Annotated in this window: 15 protein-coding genes; 5 read left to right on the top strand and 10 right to left on the bottom strand. The window is 62.8% G+C overall.

Annotation, left to right across the window (positions count from 1 at the left end):
* The first annotated feature begins 20 nt into the window (after positions 1-20).
* Positions 21-1,196: a muconate/chloromuconate family cycloisomerase gene (locus ACEK02_RS00625; protein WP_371419882.1), complete on the top strand. Its 1,176-nt coding sequence runs from the start codon at positions 21-23 to the stop codon at positions 1,194-1,196.
* A 3-nt stretch (positions 1,197-1,199) separates the two neighbouring features.
* Positions 1,200-1,490, top strand: a complete 291-nt coding sequence (gene catC, locus ACEK02_RS00620) for a muconolactone Delta-isomerase (RefSeq protein WP_371419881.1) — start codon at positions 1,200-1,202, stop codon at positions 1,488-1,490.
* Positions 1,491-1,562: 72 nt separating this feature from the next.
* Here the strand turns inward: catC and ACEK02_RS00615 are convergent, their stop codons facing one another.
* The 4 genes from ACEK02_RS00615 to ACEK02_RS00600 form a co-directional block, all read right to left on the bottom strand.
* Positions 1,563-2,759, bottom strand: coding sequence for a serine hydrolase domain-containing protein (locus ACEK02_RS00615; protein WP_371419880.1), 1,197 nt, complete (start codon positions 2,757-2,759; stop codon positions 1,563-1,565).
* Complete coding sequence (locus tag ACEK02_RS00610; protein WP_371419879.1) at positions 2,756-3,664, bottom strand: PhzF family phenazine biosynthesis protein; 909 nt, start codon at positions 3,662-3,664, stop codon at positions 2,756-2,758. The genes ACEK02_RS00615 and ACEK02_RS00610 overlap by 4 nt, the downstream gene beginning before the upstream one ends.
* Before the next feature lie 114 nt (positions 3,665-3,778).
* The gene (locus ACEK02_RS00605) at positions 3,779-4,654 is read right to left on the bottom strand and encodes a helix-turn-helix domain-containing protein (RefSeq protein WP_371419878.1); all 876 of its coding nucleotides are present in this window, start codon (positions 4,652-4,654) and stop codon (positions 3,779-3,781) included.
* 67 nt (positions 4,655-4,721) lie between these two features.
* Positions 4,722-5,201, bottom strand: a complete 480-nt coding sequence (locus ACEK02_RS00600) for a PaaI family thioesterase (protein ID WP_371419948.1) — start codon at positions 5,199-5,201, stop codon at positions 4,722-4,724.
* Positions 5,202-5,433: 232 nt separating this feature from the next.
* On the opposite strand from ACEK02_RS00600, the gene purL reads away from it, so the two are divergent.
* Positions 5,434-7,638, top strand: coding sequence for a phosphoribosylformylglycinamidine synthase subunit PurL (purL, locus tag ACEK02_RS00595; RefSeq protein WP_371419877.1), 2,205 nt, complete (start codon positions 5,434-5,436; stop codon positions 7,636-7,638).
* A gap of 54 nt (positions 7,639-7,692) precedes the next feature.
* Here purL and ACEK02_RS00590 read toward each other — a convergent pair whose 3' ends face one another.
* The 4 genes from ACEK02_RS00590 to ACEK02_RS00575 form a co-directional block, all read right to left on the bottom strand.
* Positions 7,693-9,027 (bottom strand): MFS transporter, encoded by a 1,335-nt coding sequence (locus ACEK02_RS00590; protein ID WP_371419876.1) that lies wholly within the window; start codon positions 9,025-9,027, stop codon positions 7,693-7,695.
* 285 nt (positions 9,028-9,312) lie between these two features.
* Entirely contained in the window at positions 9,313-10,272 is a 960-nt protein-coding gene (locus ACEK02_RS00585; protein ID WP_371419875.1) for a 2-hydroxyacid dehydrogenase, read from the bottom strand.
* Positions 10,273-10,330: 58 nt separating this feature from the next.
* Complete coding sequence (locus ACEK02_RS00580; protein WP_371419874.1) at positions 10,331-11,503, bottom strand: acyltransferase family protein; 1,173 nt, start codon at positions 11,501-11,503, stop codon at positions 10,331-10,333.
* 109 nt (positions 11,504-11,612) lie between these two features.
* Positions 11,613-11,975: a DUF427 domain-containing protein gene (locus tag ACEK02_RS00575; protein ID WP_092146735.1), complete on the bottom strand. Its 363-nt coding sequence runs from the start codon at positions 11,973-11,975 to the stop codon at positions 11,613-11,615.
* 192 nt (positions 11,976-12,167) lie between these two features.
* On the opposite strand from ACEK02_RS00575, the gene ACEK02_RS00570 reads away from it, so the two are divergent.
* The gene (locus ACEK02_RS00570; RefSeq protein ID WP_068735968.1) at positions 12,168-12,404 is read left to right on the top strand and encodes a BolA family protein; all 237 of its coding nucleotides are present in this window, start codon (positions 12,168-12,170) and stop codon (positions 12,402-12,404) included.
* A 147-nt stretch (positions 12,405-12,551) separates the two neighbouring features.
* Here ACEK02_RS00570 and egtD read toward each other — a convergent pair whose 3' ends face one another.
* Positions 12,552-13,517 carry an L-histidine N(alpha)-methyltransferase gene (egtD, locus tag ACEK02_RS00565; RefSeq protein WP_371419873.1) on the bottom strand — a complete coding sequence of 322 codons (966 nt, stop codon included), beginning with the start codon at positions 13,515-13,517 and terminating at the stop codon, positions 12,552-12,554.
* Between the two features lie 43 nt (positions 13,518-13,560).
* A complete protein-coding gene (gene egtB, locus ACEK02_RS00560) occupies positions 13,561-14,796 on the bottom strand; it encodes an ergothioneine biosynthesis protein EgtB (RefSeq protein WP_371419947.1) in 1,236 nt (411 codons plus the stop codon).
* A gap of 349 nt (positions 14,797-15,145) precedes the next feature.
* Here egtB and grxD point away from each other — a divergent pair, with 349 nt between their 5' ends.
* A complete protein-coding gene (gene grxD, locus ACEK02_RS00555; RefSeq protein ID WP_371419872.1) occupies positions 15,146-15,481 on the top strand; it encodes a Grx4 family monothiol glutaredoxin in 336 nt (111 codons plus the stop codon).
* Positions 15,482-15,517: the final 36 nt, after the last annotated feature.

Here is a 15,517-nt window from a genome sequence, read left to right as displayed (position 1 = left end):
ACAACAGGAAAACGCCTTTCATGAGCACCAGCGTGGCAGTCAGCGTCGACGGGGTCGAGACCATCCTGGTCGATGTGCCGACGATCCGCCCCCATCGGTTGTCGATGCATACGATGAACAGCCAGACTCTCGTGCTGGTCATCATTCGCTGCTCCGACGGCACGGTCGGCATCGGCGAGGGCACCACGATCGGCGGTCTCAGCTACGGCGAGGAGAGCCCCGAGGGCATCAAGCTCACCGTCGACACCTACATCGCTCCGGCCATCATCGGCATGGATGCATCACGCATTGCCGCGCTCATGGCCGACGTGAAGCGGCGGGTCAAAGGCAATCGCTTCGCCAAATGCGCGGTGGAGACGGCACTGCTGGATGCGCTCGGCAAGCGCCTAGGCCTGCCGGTGTCGGAACTGCTCGGCGGCCGCATGCACGACACCTTGCCGGTGGCCTGGACACTGGCCAGCGGCGATACCACGCGCGACATCGCGGAAGCCGAGCAGATGCTCGATGCGCGCCGCCACAATATCTTCAAGCTGAAGATCGGCCTGCGGCCCGTGGATGATGACGTGGCGCATGTGGCGGCCATCAAGCGCGCCCTCGGAGATCGTGCCAGCGTGCGGGTCGACGTGAACCAGGCCTGGAGCGAGCCCGACGCACGGCGCGGCATTCCCGCCCTGGAGGCGGCCGGCGTGGACCTCATCGAGCAGCCTCTGTCGCGCGACAATCGCGGGGCACAGGCCCGCATCAGCGGTCGCTTCAATGTGCCCATCATGGCCGATGAGGCACTGCATGGCACGGCGGATGCTTTCGATGTTGCTTCGCGGGGCGCTGCCGATGTGTTCGCCCTGAAGATCAACCAGGCCGGCGGTCTGTATGATGCGGTGAAGATGGCTGCGATCGGAGATGCTGCAGGCATCGGCCTTTACGGCGGCACGATGCTGGAAGGCGGTGTCGGCACCGCGGCGTCGGCGCAGGTCTTCTCCGTGCTGCCGAAACTCGCATGGGGCACCGAACTGTTCGGCCCGCTGCTCCTGACCGAGGAGATTCTCGCGACGCCGCTGCGTTACGGCGACTTCGTGTTGCAGGTGCCGACCGCGCCCGGCATCGGCGTCGAACTGGACATGGACCGTGTCGCATTCTTCCGCCGCGATGGCTATTCGCCGCGCGTTCAACCGGCCGGCGCAACAACAGGAGTTTGATCGATGCTTTTTCAGGTGGAAATGGACGTTCAGATCCCGCCGGGTCTCGCCCCGGATGTGGTCGAGCAACTGAAGAAGACCGAGCGTGAACGCGCGCAGGAACTGCAGAAGACAGGCGAGTGGCGCCATCTCTGGCGGGTCGCCGGACGTTACGCCAATGTCAGCATCTTCGATGTGGCCAGCAATGAGGCGCTGCACGACATCCTGTCGACATTGCCGCTCTTCCCCTTCATGCGCGTCAGCGTGACGCCTTTGTGCCGGCATCCGTCGTCCATTCGCCCGGACGACACATAGGCGCGGAGCTGGCCTCAATCGGCGACAGGCCGCACTGTCCTGGCGGCGGGCTGCTCTCGCAGGGGCGTGTCATCAGTACAATCTTGCAAGCGTATCGAACAGCGCGAGGTTGAGGCGCTTCAGATCGTTGTTCACCGGCTCCGGCTGGGACGAGAATTTTGCCACGACCAGTTCGGCGCGCGGATTCACGTAAAGATATTGCCCGTGAATGCCGAGTGCGAAGAAGGCACCGCTCGCATCGCCCGTCTGATACCATTTGTTGCGATAGCGGCCTTCCGGCAGCCATTCGACGAATTTGCCTGCGCGCCAGGCTTCGTCGGAGCCGTTCGTGATCGTATCCGATACCCAATCCTGCGAGACGATCTGGCGGCCGTTGGCCATGCCGCCCAGTCGCATCATCTCGCCGATGCGTGCGAGGTCGCGCGGGGTCATGCAGAAGCCGCCGCCGGTTCGCGGGGTGCCGGCCGCATCGACCGTGATATAAGCATCCTGCCGCGCACCGAGCGGTTGCCACAAGCGCGCAGCCGCAAAGTCGGTGAAACGTTGACCCGAGGCGCGTTCGATTACCAGACCCAGTACATCCGAATTCGGCGAGCAGTAGTGGAAGGGACCTCCGTGATTGCCGCCGCCCTTTTGCAGCGAGGCGAGGAAGGCCAGCAGGGAGTCCGGAGTGTCGCCGGCCTTGGACGGTTCCAGCAGGCCGGCGCGACGATATCTGGCGAAGTCGCCGCGCGGATCCTGATAGGTTTCCTCGAAATCCAGGCTCACCCGCATGTCAAGAACATCGCGGACCCGCGCATCTGCGAAAGCCGAGGAGTTCAGTTCCGGCACGTGATGCGAGGCGGTCTCGTCGAAATCGATCAGGCCGTCGCTGTATAAAATTCCCGCGACGATCGCTGTCACCGACTTGCTCGCGGAGAACAGAATGTGCCGCGATTGCGCGGTGAAATTCGGCGCATGGTAATCCGCAACGACACGGCCGGATTTCATCACGACGAGGGCATCGGTCGAGGTCCTGCGCAACACATCCACGACACCGGCTGTTTCTCCACCGACCGGTAATGTCTGCCGGAGCAAGTCTCCGGGATCGGCAGGTGGATCCTCGATCAGTCCCGGCGTCGCTGCGATGCGTGCTGTCGGAATGAGTTCGGACACGTGACGGAATGCCCAGACATTCCAGGGTGCCTGACGCCAGTTATCGAGACGAACGTCGCTTCGCGCAAAGCCATAGTCGGCCTCGAAAGCCGAGGGCTGTCCCTTGCTCGTCATGACGCGATCTTCTCGCATTCGGTCGGCTGAACGGCGCCGCCGAGCCAGCAGCCGTTGAGATCGCCGTCATTGAAGCTGAAGCGCACCTTGATCGCGGAGGGGCGATTCATGGCGCGGCCCTGGCGAATGGTGATCTGGCGTTCCGACGCATCCACCATCCGGTTCGCGAGGAGACCGAAGGACAGGGCAGAAGCCGCTATGCCCGTCGCTGCGTCTTCCGGATATCCCGATGCGCTCGGAAACTGGCGTGCATCGATGATCTGATCGTTCCGGTCGGACACGGCGTAGGGATAGAGACCGGTGGAGTCGATGCGATTGCACAGGCGCTCCATCCTCGAGAAGTCAGGCTTGAGGCCATCAAGGATGGACACGCTCTTCAAAGGAATGAGCGTCTTGATCCGGCTCGTTCGCGCATTTTGGATCGGGAACGGCGCGAGGCAGTCGGAGCCGATCCCGAGGACGTCGAGAATGTCATCGACGCTTCGGGGCGTGTCGGGAAGCGGCTCGACGATCCCTGTAGGCTGCGAGACCTCGACCGAGATATCCTGTTCGTCTGATTGACCGATCCGTGCATGGACGCGGCCACTCTTCGTCAGGATCGCGATGCGATCACGCTGCAGCCGGCCGAGCCGTTGAAGCAACCATGTCGCGCCGACGGTCGCATGGCCGCACATGGACATCTCATGATTGGGCACCCAGAAACGAAACTCGAAATCGCAGTCGGAGCCCGGCGGAGACGGCAACACAAACCCGCTCTCGTGACCGTAGGCGCGTGCGACCTGCTGCATCTCCGCATCACTCATCCCTGCGCCATCGACGACGATCGGTGCGGGATTGCCGCCCTGCGGGCCTGCCGCAAAGACACTGACAAATCGAACCTGCGGTTCGGGAGATGTCGTCATCATGTTTACACCCTCTAGCAGCCTCGCGCGTTCGCACTGCACGTCAGCCAGCGCTGCACGGAATTCACCGGTGCGAAGCTACGGGGCGTGTTGCTGCGGCGCGCGTTTCAGCGGGCCCTAGATTTTGATCGGCCGGGCCATGCGCTTGCGAACTTCGCTTGGCGATTGGCCGTCTGCCCGGCGCATCGCGTGGGCCAGCGCTGCACCGCTGTCGAAGCCGACACGGAGCGCGATCTCGCCGATCGGGAGATCGGTTGCCTTCAACAGCTCGCTTGCATTATCGAGGCGGATCCGTTGCTGGAATTCGCCGATCGACGCCCCGGTCCCCGCGCGAAACAGTCGGGTGATATGACGCCGCGATACGCCAAAGCGCTCTTCCAGGGCGTCGAGCGGAACGTCCCGGTCGGCATGAAGGGTGAGATAGTCCCTCAGCTCCGCGACCAATGTCATGCCGTGTTCGCGATGCGAGGCACTGGATACGGCGTCGCCGGTCAGGGTCTCGGCGATGCACTGAACGAGCAGGGCAGAGGACAGTCCGTGCCGGACATGGGCATTGCCATAGGCATGCCTGCCGTCCCCGACCAGCAGCGCCTGCAGGGCGCGCAGTCTGTCTGACCGGCGAAACAGCCGGGTCGTTGATGTCCTGCGGCGGAATTCGCTCAGCGAGCCGTTCTCGCTTTCAAGGCGCTTCAGGACCGAGTCCGTTGCGTAGATGGCGACATGGCTGTGTGCGCCGATCCCTGCGCGCGTCTCATGGGCCTGGTTGGCAGGAACGATCGCGAACCTATCCTGCGACAGCCAGCTACCTTCACGTCCGGCTTCGTGCTTCAGCTCGATCGTCCCGCGGCTTGGCAGGATGAACATCAGGCAATCATGCCAGTGCCACGGCATGGCGTAATTGCCGCGGCCGGCGACAGCCGCATGCTCATCGTCCGCCACGATCAGGAGATCGGCATTTGCCGGATGACGCAGCCGTTCGAATGAACTCAGCATGTTCGGGCCCACATGTGTTGTCGACGAACCTAGCAGGGTGCGCCCATGCCCGCCAATCGACGCCCGGTTACTCCGCCGCGATGGCCGCCGGCTTCGGGCGCTTCTTTACGCGCTTGATGGTGCCCGAAAAGGTCAGCAGCGAGCGCTCGCCGGCTTTGAGGATTCCGCGCAGGAAGATCAACGAGCCGCCGATCCTGGTCATTTCGCCATGGCATTCAACCAGCTCGCCTTCGCGGGCCGCGTCGAGGAACTCGCAGCCGAAGGAGACGGTGATGCCGGGGCCCTGCAGCTCGCGGGAGGCCAGCGCAAACAGGCAGTAATCGGCAAAGGTCATGAAGCAGCCGCCATGGACGTTCTTCATGCCGTTGAGGTGCTTTTTCTCGACCCGGAAGGCGCAGCGGACGGAGCCGTCGGCCTCGACCTTGTGCCAGAACGGGCCTGAGACCGATTCGAAGGAGTCCCGCTTCCAGGTGGTCCAGCCCGCAAATTCCCCCTCCGTCGCGGTATAGGCGTCGGCGTGGAACGGGATGGTGGCATCGGCGGGCACATTCACGGTCTGAACTCCTTGGATTGGCTGAGAAAAGTGTTAAATCCGATCCATCCGGCGGGCGCAATCCGGCGCGGCGCAGGGCCTTATGCAGGCTCTTTTTCGGGCAGTGAAGGCATTGCCCGGGCAAAGCTTGGGACATGCGGGGAACGGGCCGGAATAGGCCTTTTCCGCATGCTCCGATCTCCCTATGAAGAAGCCTTACAGAGCCAGAAAGCCGACGACTGACCCCATGACCGAGCCAAAGATCACTCCCGAACTCGTCGCCTCCCATGGCCTCAAGCCCGACGAGTACGAGCGCATCCTGAAACTGATCGGCCGCGAGCCGACTTTCACCGAGCTCGGCATCTTCTCGGCCATGTGGAACGAGCATTGCTCGTATAAATCCTCGCGCATCCATCTGAAAGGGCTGCCGACCAAGGCGCCGTGGGTGCTGCAGGGGCCGGGCGAGAATGCCGGCGTCATCGATATCGGCGACAATCAGGCCATCGTGTTCAAGATGGAGAGCCACAACCACCCGAGCTATATCGAGCCCTATCAGGGCGCGACCACGGGTGTCGGCGGCATCCTGCGTGACGTCTTCACCATGGGCGCGCGCCCGATCGCCTGTTTGAACGCGCTGTCGTTCGGCGCGCCCGAACATCCCAAGACCCGCCACCTCGTGTCAGGCGTCGTCGCCGGCGTCGGCGGCTACGGCAATTCGTTCGGCGTGCCCACCGTCGGCGGCCAGACCCGCTTCCACACCCGCTATGACGGCAACAACCTCGTCAACGCGATGGCCGTCGGTCTTGCCGATGCCGACAAGATCTTCCTCGCGGCGGCGTCCGGCGTAAACATGCCGATCGTCTATCTCGGCTCCAAAACGGGCCGCGACGGCATTCACGGCGCGTCGATGGCCTCGGCCGAATTCGACGAGGATTCCGAGGAGAAGCGCCCGACGGTGCAGGTCGGCGATCCCTTCGCCGAGAAGCTGCTGCTGGAAGCCTGTCTCGAAATCATGGCCGCCGATTGCGTGATCGCGATCCAGGACATGGGCGCGGCCGGTCTGACGTGCTCCGCCGTCGAGATGGGCGCCAAGGGCGACCTCGGCGTCGAGCTCAACCTCGACGCGGTGCCGACCCGCGAAGAGGGCATGACCGCTTACGAGATGATGCTCTCGGAAAGCCAGGAGCGCATGCTCATGGTGCTGAAGCCCGAAAAGGAAAAGCAGGCCGAGGATATCTTCCGGAAGTGGGGCCTCGACTTCGCCATCGTCGGCTACACCACGCCGACGCTGCGCTTCGTCGTGAAGCATGGCGGCAAGGTGATGGCCGATCTGCCGATCAAGGAGCTCGGCGACGAGGCGCCGCTCTATGATCGTCCGCATGTGCCGTCGCCGGTGCTGCCGGTAGTCCATGCGCGCGACATCGCCGCGCCGTCGTCGATCCCGGATGCGCTGGAGAAGCTGATCGGCACGCCCGAACTGTGCTCCAAGCGCTGGGTGTGGGAGCAGTATGACCACGTCATTCTCGGCAACACCGTGCAGCGCCCCGGCGGCGATGCCGCTGTGGTGCGCATCGAGGACGGTCCCAAGGGTCTGGCGATGTCCGTCGACGTCACGCCGCGCTATTGCGAGGCGGATCCGGTCGAAGGCGGCAAGCAGGCCGTGGCCGAAGCCTGGCGCAACATCACCGCCGTCGGCGGCAGGCCGCTGGCGGTCACCGACAATCTCAACTTCGGCAATCCCGAGCGACCCGAGATCATGGGCCAGCTGGTCGGTTGCCTGAAGGGCATCGCGGAAGCCTGCATCACGCTGGATTTCCCGATCGTCTCCGGCAACGTCTCGCTCTACAACGAGACCAATGGCCGCGGCATCCTGCCGACCCCGTCCATCGGCGGCGTCGGCGTGCTCGACGATTTCACCAAGTCGGCGACGCTGGCCTTCAAGAAGCCCGGTGAAGCGATCCTGCTGATCGGCGAGACCAAGGGCTGGCTCGGCCAGTCGGTCTATCTGCGCGATATCTGCGGCCGCGAAGAGGGCGCTCCGCCGCCGGTCGACCTTGCCACCGAGAAGCGCAATGGCGACGTGGTCCGCGGTATGATCCATGCGGGCACTGCGACTGCCGTGCATGATATCGCCGATGGCGGCTTGCTGGTGGCACTCACCGAAATGGCGATGGCCTCCGGCATTGGTGCCAAGCTCGATGCCGCGCCGTCATCCATCGTGCCGCATGCCTGGTGGTTCGGCGAAGATCAGGCGCGCTACATCGTGACGGTGGCCGAAGATCAGCTGTTGACCGTGATGTCGAAGCTGAAGGGCGTCGAAGTGCCGTGCGTGCAGATCGGCAAGACCGGCGGTCATGCTGTGGCGATCGACGGCGAGCGCGCCGTTGATATCAAGGCGCTGGTTCACGCGCATGAGAGCTGGTTGCCGAACTATATGGCCGGCAGTGCCTAGAGTCTGATCCAGCTTCGCTGAACCGGACTCATCGCCTTTCTTTACTCAACCGGATCAGGTCGCGATCTTGTATTCGCTGCTGATGTCCTTGCCGGTGTAGTCCGTCATCATGGCGGTTGCAATCAGGCTGAGCACTGCGCAGGCGGCGATATAGATCGCGATCGCATAGGGCGACTGGTATCTGCCGAACAGCCAGGTCGCGATCAGCGGCGCCGGGCCGCCGGCGATCACCGATGCGAGCTGATAGCCGAGGGAGGCTCCGCTGTAGCGCAGCCTGCCGGTGAAGCTTTCGGCGATCAGCGCGGCTTGCGGGCCGTACATCATGTCATGCGGAATCAGCGAGAGCACGATGGCGAAGAAGATGATCCACGCCACGCCGGTGTTCACCATGCCGAAATAGATGAAGCCGAAGATTCCGGTGACCAGTGCGCCGATCATATACATGGCCTTCCGTCCGATGCGGTCGGAGAAATGGCCGGACAGCGGGATCGAGACGAAGGACACGACGGACGCAGCCAGCACCGCCGTGAGCAGGAAGTCGCGCGACACGTGCAGCGTGCCGATCCCGTAGGAGAAGATGAAGGCGGTGAAGATGTAGAATGGTGCCTGTTCGCCCATGCGTGCGAGAGCGGACAGCAGAATTTCCTTCGGCTGACGCTTGATCACTTCGAGGATCGGGGTGCGCTCGATCTTTTGTTCGGCGAGCAGCTTGGTGAAGACAGGCGTTTCCAGAATGCCGAGGCGGATATAAAGGCCGACAGCGACGAGCAGCAGGCTGAGCAGGAAGGGTACGCGCCAGCCCCAGGAGAGGAATTGGTCGCCTGACATCTGGCTGAATGCAAGCACGGCCAGATTGGCGAGGAACAGCCCGCAGGGCACGCCGAATTGCGGCCACGAGGCGATGAGCCCGCGCGACTGATTGGAGCGGGCCCATTCCATCGACATCAGCACCGAGCCACCCCATTCGCCGCCGACGCCGATGCCCTGGATGAAGCGCAGGATGGTCAGAATGACCGCACCCCAGATGCCGATACTGGCATAGGTCGGGACCAGCGCGACGGCGAAGGTCGCCAGCCCCATCAACAGCAGCGTTGCGATGAGCGTCGACTTGCGGCCGATGCGGTCGCCGTAATGGCCGAAGATCGCAGCGCCGATGGGCCGGGCGACAAAGCCGACCGCATAGATGGCGAAGGCTTCGAGGGTGCCGACCCATGGATCGGAATGCGGGAAGTACAGTTTGGCAAAGACGAGGCCGGTGACGGTGCTGTAGAGGAAGAAATCGTACCACTCGATAGCGGTACCAACGGTGGATGCGAATACCGCGCGGCGGAGTTGTATCTGGTGTTCGGCAGGAGAAAGATTGGTGACGACGACATTTGTGGCGGCCATGGACGTGCCTCCAGAACGCTGCGGCGTGAGAAGCCGACATCGCAGCGACATGATTTGTGAAGGAACTCTCCGCGGCCTTGCGTGTTCCCGCAGCTTCTCACGGCGCGTCCGTATGCGGCTCAAATTTCCGTAATGACGGGGCGCCTTGTCCTTGCGATATCTGCACGCGCAACCGGGACGCTCGGTCCGACCGTGCAATTGCACGCGGTCGGGCGATAACAATTGAATTTTGAGTTTGTAGCGTTGACGGCGCCAGCCTCTAGCGTGTGCCTATATGCCAACGTCTCAATAGCTCAGCGTCCGATCGACCAAATTCATCAGCGGAATGCCGCTTTCCGCGCGTGCGATATTGTCGGCGATGTTCTCGGCGGCCGATGCAACGCGCGTCGCTGCTGCGATGTGGGGCGAGATCGTCACCCCCGGATGCGACCAGAACGGATGACCTGATGGTACCGGCTCGGTGCGGAAGACATCCAGCGTGGCCTGGGCCACCTGTCCGCTGTCGAGCGCTGCGATGAGGGCGTTATCGTCGATCAGCGTGCCGCGTCCGGCATTCAGGATGAAACTTCCCCTGGGCAGAAGCGCGAGCCGTTCGGCATTCAGGAGATCGATGGTCTCCGGCGTCTGGGGCAGCAGCCCCACGAGGATTTCCGCCGAGGCCAGCGCCTGGGGTAGATTCTCCATTCCTGCGAGGCAGCGGACGCCCGGCACCTCGCGCAGGCTTCGACTCCAGCCGGTCACGCGAAAGCCGAGTTGGGCAAGCGCGGTCGCCGCAGCCGATCCCAATTCGCCGAGACCCAGCACTGTCACGGATCGATCTTTGGCGAGTGGCGGGACATGCTGCGACCACGAGAGCGGCTTCTGACAGACATAGCGGTCCATCCCGAGATGCGCACGCAACACGTGACCGACGACCCATTCGACCATGCCCTGCCGGAGGCCGTCATCGACCATGCGGCACAAAGGCTGCGTCAGCGTCGTGTTGCCGACGATCTTCTCGACACCGGCCCAAAGGCTCAAGACGGCGCGCGCATTGCTGAAAGGGGCGAAATCGGTGATGGGACCGCCGGTCGCGTGGATGATGTAGTCCACATCCTGATGCGCCATGTCACCCAGGAGACTGGCTCGCGCGTCGATGCTCCGGCGCCGAAGCGCATCCAGAATGGGGTCGCGATATTCCTCGAACAGCGCCGGCGTGACGTTGAAAAGAAGATTGATCGCCTTGTCGCCGTTGCGCGCGCGCATGCTGGTCTCCTGCAGATCTCTGTCAATGTCGAATGTCGGAAAGGGCGGCGTGAACGGATTACAAAATCCGTTTCACACCCGGGATTGCGCGGAGCGCCCGCGTCGCCGCCCAGCTCGTCGCCAGCGTGCCCGCGAAGGCGATGAAAGCTTTCGATCCGGCGCCGAGCGGTGCGTTCAGCAGCGCATATTGCAGCCACAGCATCGGGATGTAGTGCAGCACGAAGATGCCATAGGCATCTCCGCGCAGCGGATCGAAGATGCTCTTTTCACGCTGGCCGAAGCGCAGGAACAGCGCCAGCACCGCGAGGCAGATCAGCGTGCAGGCGACCGCATAGATCACGCCATAGCTCGACTGCCACCAGAATGGCGGTGCGCCGGTGAGATTGGCGAGCTTCATGCGGCGGAAATTGACGAGATAGGTCAGCGAGCCGAACGCGACGGCCGCAGCGATCGTCCACCACAGCCATTGCCGCGCCAGCGCACCGGTGCGGGCGAGCAGGCCCTGGTCGATATTGGCGGCGCCGATGCCCATGCCGGCGAAGAAGAACACGCCATAGATCGCCATCCGGCTGAACTGCACCTGCAGCGGCCCCCAGCTGAACCAGCGGACGGCGCCGACCGTAAACAGGAAGGGCACATAGGAGATCACGGCAACGACGCCGAGCGCGGCGGCGAACAACCACGGTCGTTCGAAGGCACGGATCGACAGCCGGTTGATGCCGTCCACCAGTCGCGGCGCGAGCAGGAAGACCGGGATCGCGACCAGATCGAGAAACAGCAGATACCAGATGAACCAGCCGGGGCCGGCGAACCATTGGCCCTGTTTGAAATTGTTGACGTAGAATTCGACAAAGCCGGTCTTGTGCGTCGACAGGCTGAACGACGCGTAATAGGCGATGGGCATCAGCACGAAGATCATCGCCAGGAAGGGCAGGCCGAGGCGGAGTGCGCGGTCGCGCAGGAAGTGGCCGATGCTCTTGCGCTTCAGGCTGGGCCAGACGAACAGGCCCGACAGCATGAACATCAGGCACATGAAGAAGGCGTCGTTGAATAGCGTCAGGATGTTGAAGCCGATCCAGCGCTGGCTGTCGACGATCGGCGCCGTCGACCACAGATAGTGGTTCGGGTAATAGCGGCCGAAGGCGGTGTAAGCGACTGCGGCGTGGTTCGCCAGCACGAGCAGCGTAACAAAGGTGCGGGCGCGATCCAGCGCAGCGTTGCGGTCTGACATGTGAACGGCGAGCCCCCTCGCTTCCGCGCGCAACAGGCGTCGCCGGGCGCATCAGGGATGCGCGCCGTCATGATAATTGTCGAAAGCCGCTTCGGCAATCAGCCCGGGATCAAGCGGGCACTTCCTCGATTTTCACCTTGTCTGGGTAAAATGCCAGATAGTCCTTGATCTCGGCCATTGCCGGAAACGGCGTCTCATAGGTCCAGATCGCGTTGTCCAGCACCTTGTCGCCAGTCTTGATGCTGTAATAATTCGCGTCGCCCTTGTACGGGCAGTGCGTCACACGGTCGGTGCGCGATACCGCGTCCATATTGGCGTCCGTGCGGGGGATATACACCACTGCGGGGTAGCTGGCCTCCTTGAGGGTCAGGGCATTGGTCGTGTCGGCGATCACGATGTCTCCGGCAGAAACACGGATGTGTTTGCCGGTGGGCGCAATGGTGATCGGGTGATCCGGGCCGGGAAGCTTCATGGTGAACCCTCATGCAGTGGCATTGTGACGGTCAAATGCTGCCCTTCAGATGTGGGATACCGGCGGCCTTTAAAAGGGTCAGACGAGGGATTATCCTCAGAAAGCCGTGACGTCGTGCGGCAGGCGCGATAGGCTTGCGATCCGAGGCGGCGACGACCGGCCGCGATTCGAACTATTCTGGAGACCCGATTAATGCCGATGGACGCCCGCGATATCGAGACCATGATCAAGGCCGCGATTCCCGACGCGCAGGTGACGATCCGTGATCTGGCCGGTGACGGCGACCATTACGCGGCAACCGTGATCTCGGAATCCTTCCGCGGCAAATCCCGCGTCGCCCAGCACCAGATTGTCTATCAGTCGCTGAAAGGCCAGATGGGCGGCGTGCTGCATGCGCTGGCGCTGCAGACGGGTGTGCCGGAGGCGTAGCGAAGCGCTGTCGCGCCCTCGCCCCGCGCTTGCGGGGAGAGGGTCGGGGTGAGGGGCTCTTCTGAGTAAAACTCTGGCTCCCCCTCACCCGAAATCCGCTGCGCGCATTTCGACCTCTCCCCGCAAGCGGGGCGAGGTGTAGTAAGTTCACTCCGTTGCCATCAGTGCGTGCACGGAGAAGTGCTTGTCCGCGTCGGTCCATGACGCCTTCGGCTCCCAGCCCGAGCCACGCGCGAGGGCCGCAAAACGCTCGATGCTGTATTTGTAGCTGCTCTCGGTATGGATGCTCTCGCCGGCCCGGAAGGCGAAGCTGCGGCCGAGCACATGCACGGTCTGCGGCTTCCTGGCGATCAGGTGCATCTCGATGCGGTGGCGCTCCTTGTTGTAGATCGCGCGATGCGAGAAGGCCGAGAGATCGAAATCGCCGCCGAGTTCGCGGTTGATGCGCACCAGCACATTCATGTTGAACTTGCCGGTGACGCCGGCCGCATCATTATAGGCGGCGTGCAGCAGCTTTTCATCCTTCTCCAGATCGATGCCGATCAGCATCAAGGCATCCCTGCCGAGAATGGCGCGGGCGGAGCGCAGGAAGGCGCCGGCCTCGTGCGGCTCGAAATTGCCCAGGGTCGAGCCCGGGAAGAATCCGACCTTCGGCGTCAACCGGATATCGGCGGGCAGGTCGAAGGGGGCGGTGAAGTCGGCATTCACCGGCAACACCTTCAGGCCCGGGAAATCCTTGCGCAGTTCGGCGGCCTGCGCCTGCAGGAAGTCGCCGGAGATATCAACCGGCACATACGCGCCGACGTCGCATTCATTCAGCAGCAGCCGCACCTTGGTGGTGGCGCCGGCGCCGAATTCGACCAGCGCGGCGTTCTTCGGAATGATCGCGTTGATGTCCTTGCCACGCGAGCGGAGAATGCCGAGCTCGGTGCGGGTCGGGTAATATTCCGGGAGCCTGGTGATCTGCTCGAACAGCTCCGAGCCGGCTTCGTCATAGAAGTATTTCGGCGACAGCTTCTTGGGATGCCCCGACAGGGCTTCGGCGACATCCGCAGCAAATGCGGATGCCGAGGCATTCAGCAGTGACAGTGCCAACGGGGCATGAACGTTCATGTCAGTCTCCTCAACGCTTTCGAGGCGCCGTGATGTCAGGAAATCAGCTGCCGTAATCGGCCAGCCGCAGGCCCGTGAATTGCCAGCGATGGTGGGGATAGAAGAAATTGCGATAGGTGACGCGGCTGTGATTGTCCGGTGTCGCCAGCGATGAGCCGCGCAGCACCAGCTGATTGATCATGAACTTGCCGTTGTATTCGCCGAGCGCGCCTTCGATGGCGCGGTAGCCGGGATAGGCGGCGTAGGCCGAACGCGTCCATTGCCAGACGATGCCGAAGGCGTCGTTGAGCTGACCGGCGCGGGCTGCGACTTCCCATTCCATCTCGGTCGGCAGATGCTTGTCGCTCCAGCGTGCGAAAGCGTCGCATTCGTAATAGCTGACGTGGCACACCGGCGCGTCGAGATCGATCGGCTTGAGACCGCCGAGCGTCATGATCTGCCATTCGCCATCGACCTTGCGCCAGTGACCGGGCGCCTGCCATTCCTCGCGGGCCACAGTGGCAAAGCCATCCATCAGCCACAGCGTGGCTTCCTCGTAGCCGCCGGCCTCCATGAAGGCGAGCCATTCGCGGTTGGTGACGAGATTGCGCGCGAGCTTGACGGGACCGACGAGGGCGCGATGCGCGGGCTTCTCATTGTCGAAATGGAAACTGTCGCTCTGATGGCCGATGGTGTGGATGCCTTCGGTCAGCGTGGTCCACGCATCGCCCGATCTGGTCGGTGCGGGAAAGCGCCAGTCGGAATCATAGGCCGGGGGGATCGGGTTCTGTGCAAACGCATGCAGGATGTCCGTGAGCATCAGCTCCTGATGCTGCTGCTCGTGATTGAAGCCGACTTCGAGCAGCGGGATCAGCGAGGTCAGCTTTTCGTCCGGCGTCTCGTTGAAGAATTTGATGACGGCCGCATCGACATGGTTGCGATAGGCGGTCACTTCATCGGCGCCCGGCCGGGTGAGGTGGCCGCGCTGTGCGCGGGCGTGGCGGGGACCGGCGGAGACGTAATAGGAGTTGAAGAGGTAAGCGTAATCGGGGTGATAGACCTTGTAGCCCGGCGCGTGATCGGAGAGCAGGAATTGCTCCCAGAACCAGGTCACATGGGCGCGGTGCCACTTCGCCGGGCTGGCGTCGGGCATCGACTGCACCAACTGGTCTTCCGGGGAGAGCGGGGCGGCGCGGCGTTCGGTTTCGTGGCGGACGCTCAGGAAGGCGTCGCCCAGTCTTTGGGCCAGAGAGCCTGCGGGGGCGGATTCGGACGCAAGGGACGCGGTGCCTGAACTCATGGCAGAAGCTGGATTCGTCACGAAAGTCTCCGATTTTGGAGAGAACGTTGCTCTTGGTGATGGGTTCCCGAGCAGCCTGTCCTAAATAGGTCGTCGGATTGGTTATAAAAGGCCCGTCGTCATATGATCTTTGGCCCGGTCGGACTTGGCAAAAACTGCGGAAAAGTGACCGCGGCGGGCCGGCCATGAGGCTCTCGCGCCTGTGATTTCAAGCCTTTGACCCCGTCCTTAAGACTTGGGGTGTGGAACGGATTCGGCTACATATATGACAAGTCTGACCGGGCGGTTCGCCCGATGGCTGGACCGCCAACTCCAGACCTTGAATCTGGACCTTGAACAGGGACGTGACATGAGCATTGAGCAATTCATCGAGAACGAAGTGAAGACCAACGACGTGGTGCTGTTCATGAAGGGCACGCCGCAGTTTCCGCAGTGCGGTTTCTCGGGCCAGGTGGTCCAGATTCTCGATCATGTGGGCGTCGGCTACAAAGGCCTCAACGTTCTCGAATCCGCCGAGCTGCGCGACGGTATCAAGACCTATTCGAACTGGCCGACCATTCCGCAGCTTTATGTGAAGGGCGAATTCGTCGGCGGCTGCGACATCATCCGTGAGATGTTCCAGGCTGGCGAGTTGCAGAGCCTGCTGGCCGAGAAGGGCGTGATTGCCGCCCCGGCGTCGGCCTGATTTCAAGTCGACACATAGGCACGGCGACGCTCGACG

Source organism: Tardiphaga sp. (genome assembly GCF_041424195.1).
In the GTDB taxonomy this organism is placed as follows: Bacteria; Pseudomonadota; Alphaproteobacteria; order Rhizobiales; family Xanthobacteraceae; genus Tardiphaga.
The sequence above is the reverse complement of the archived record's forward strand: the minus strand, read 5'-3'. Positions and strand labels throughout refer to the sequence as shown.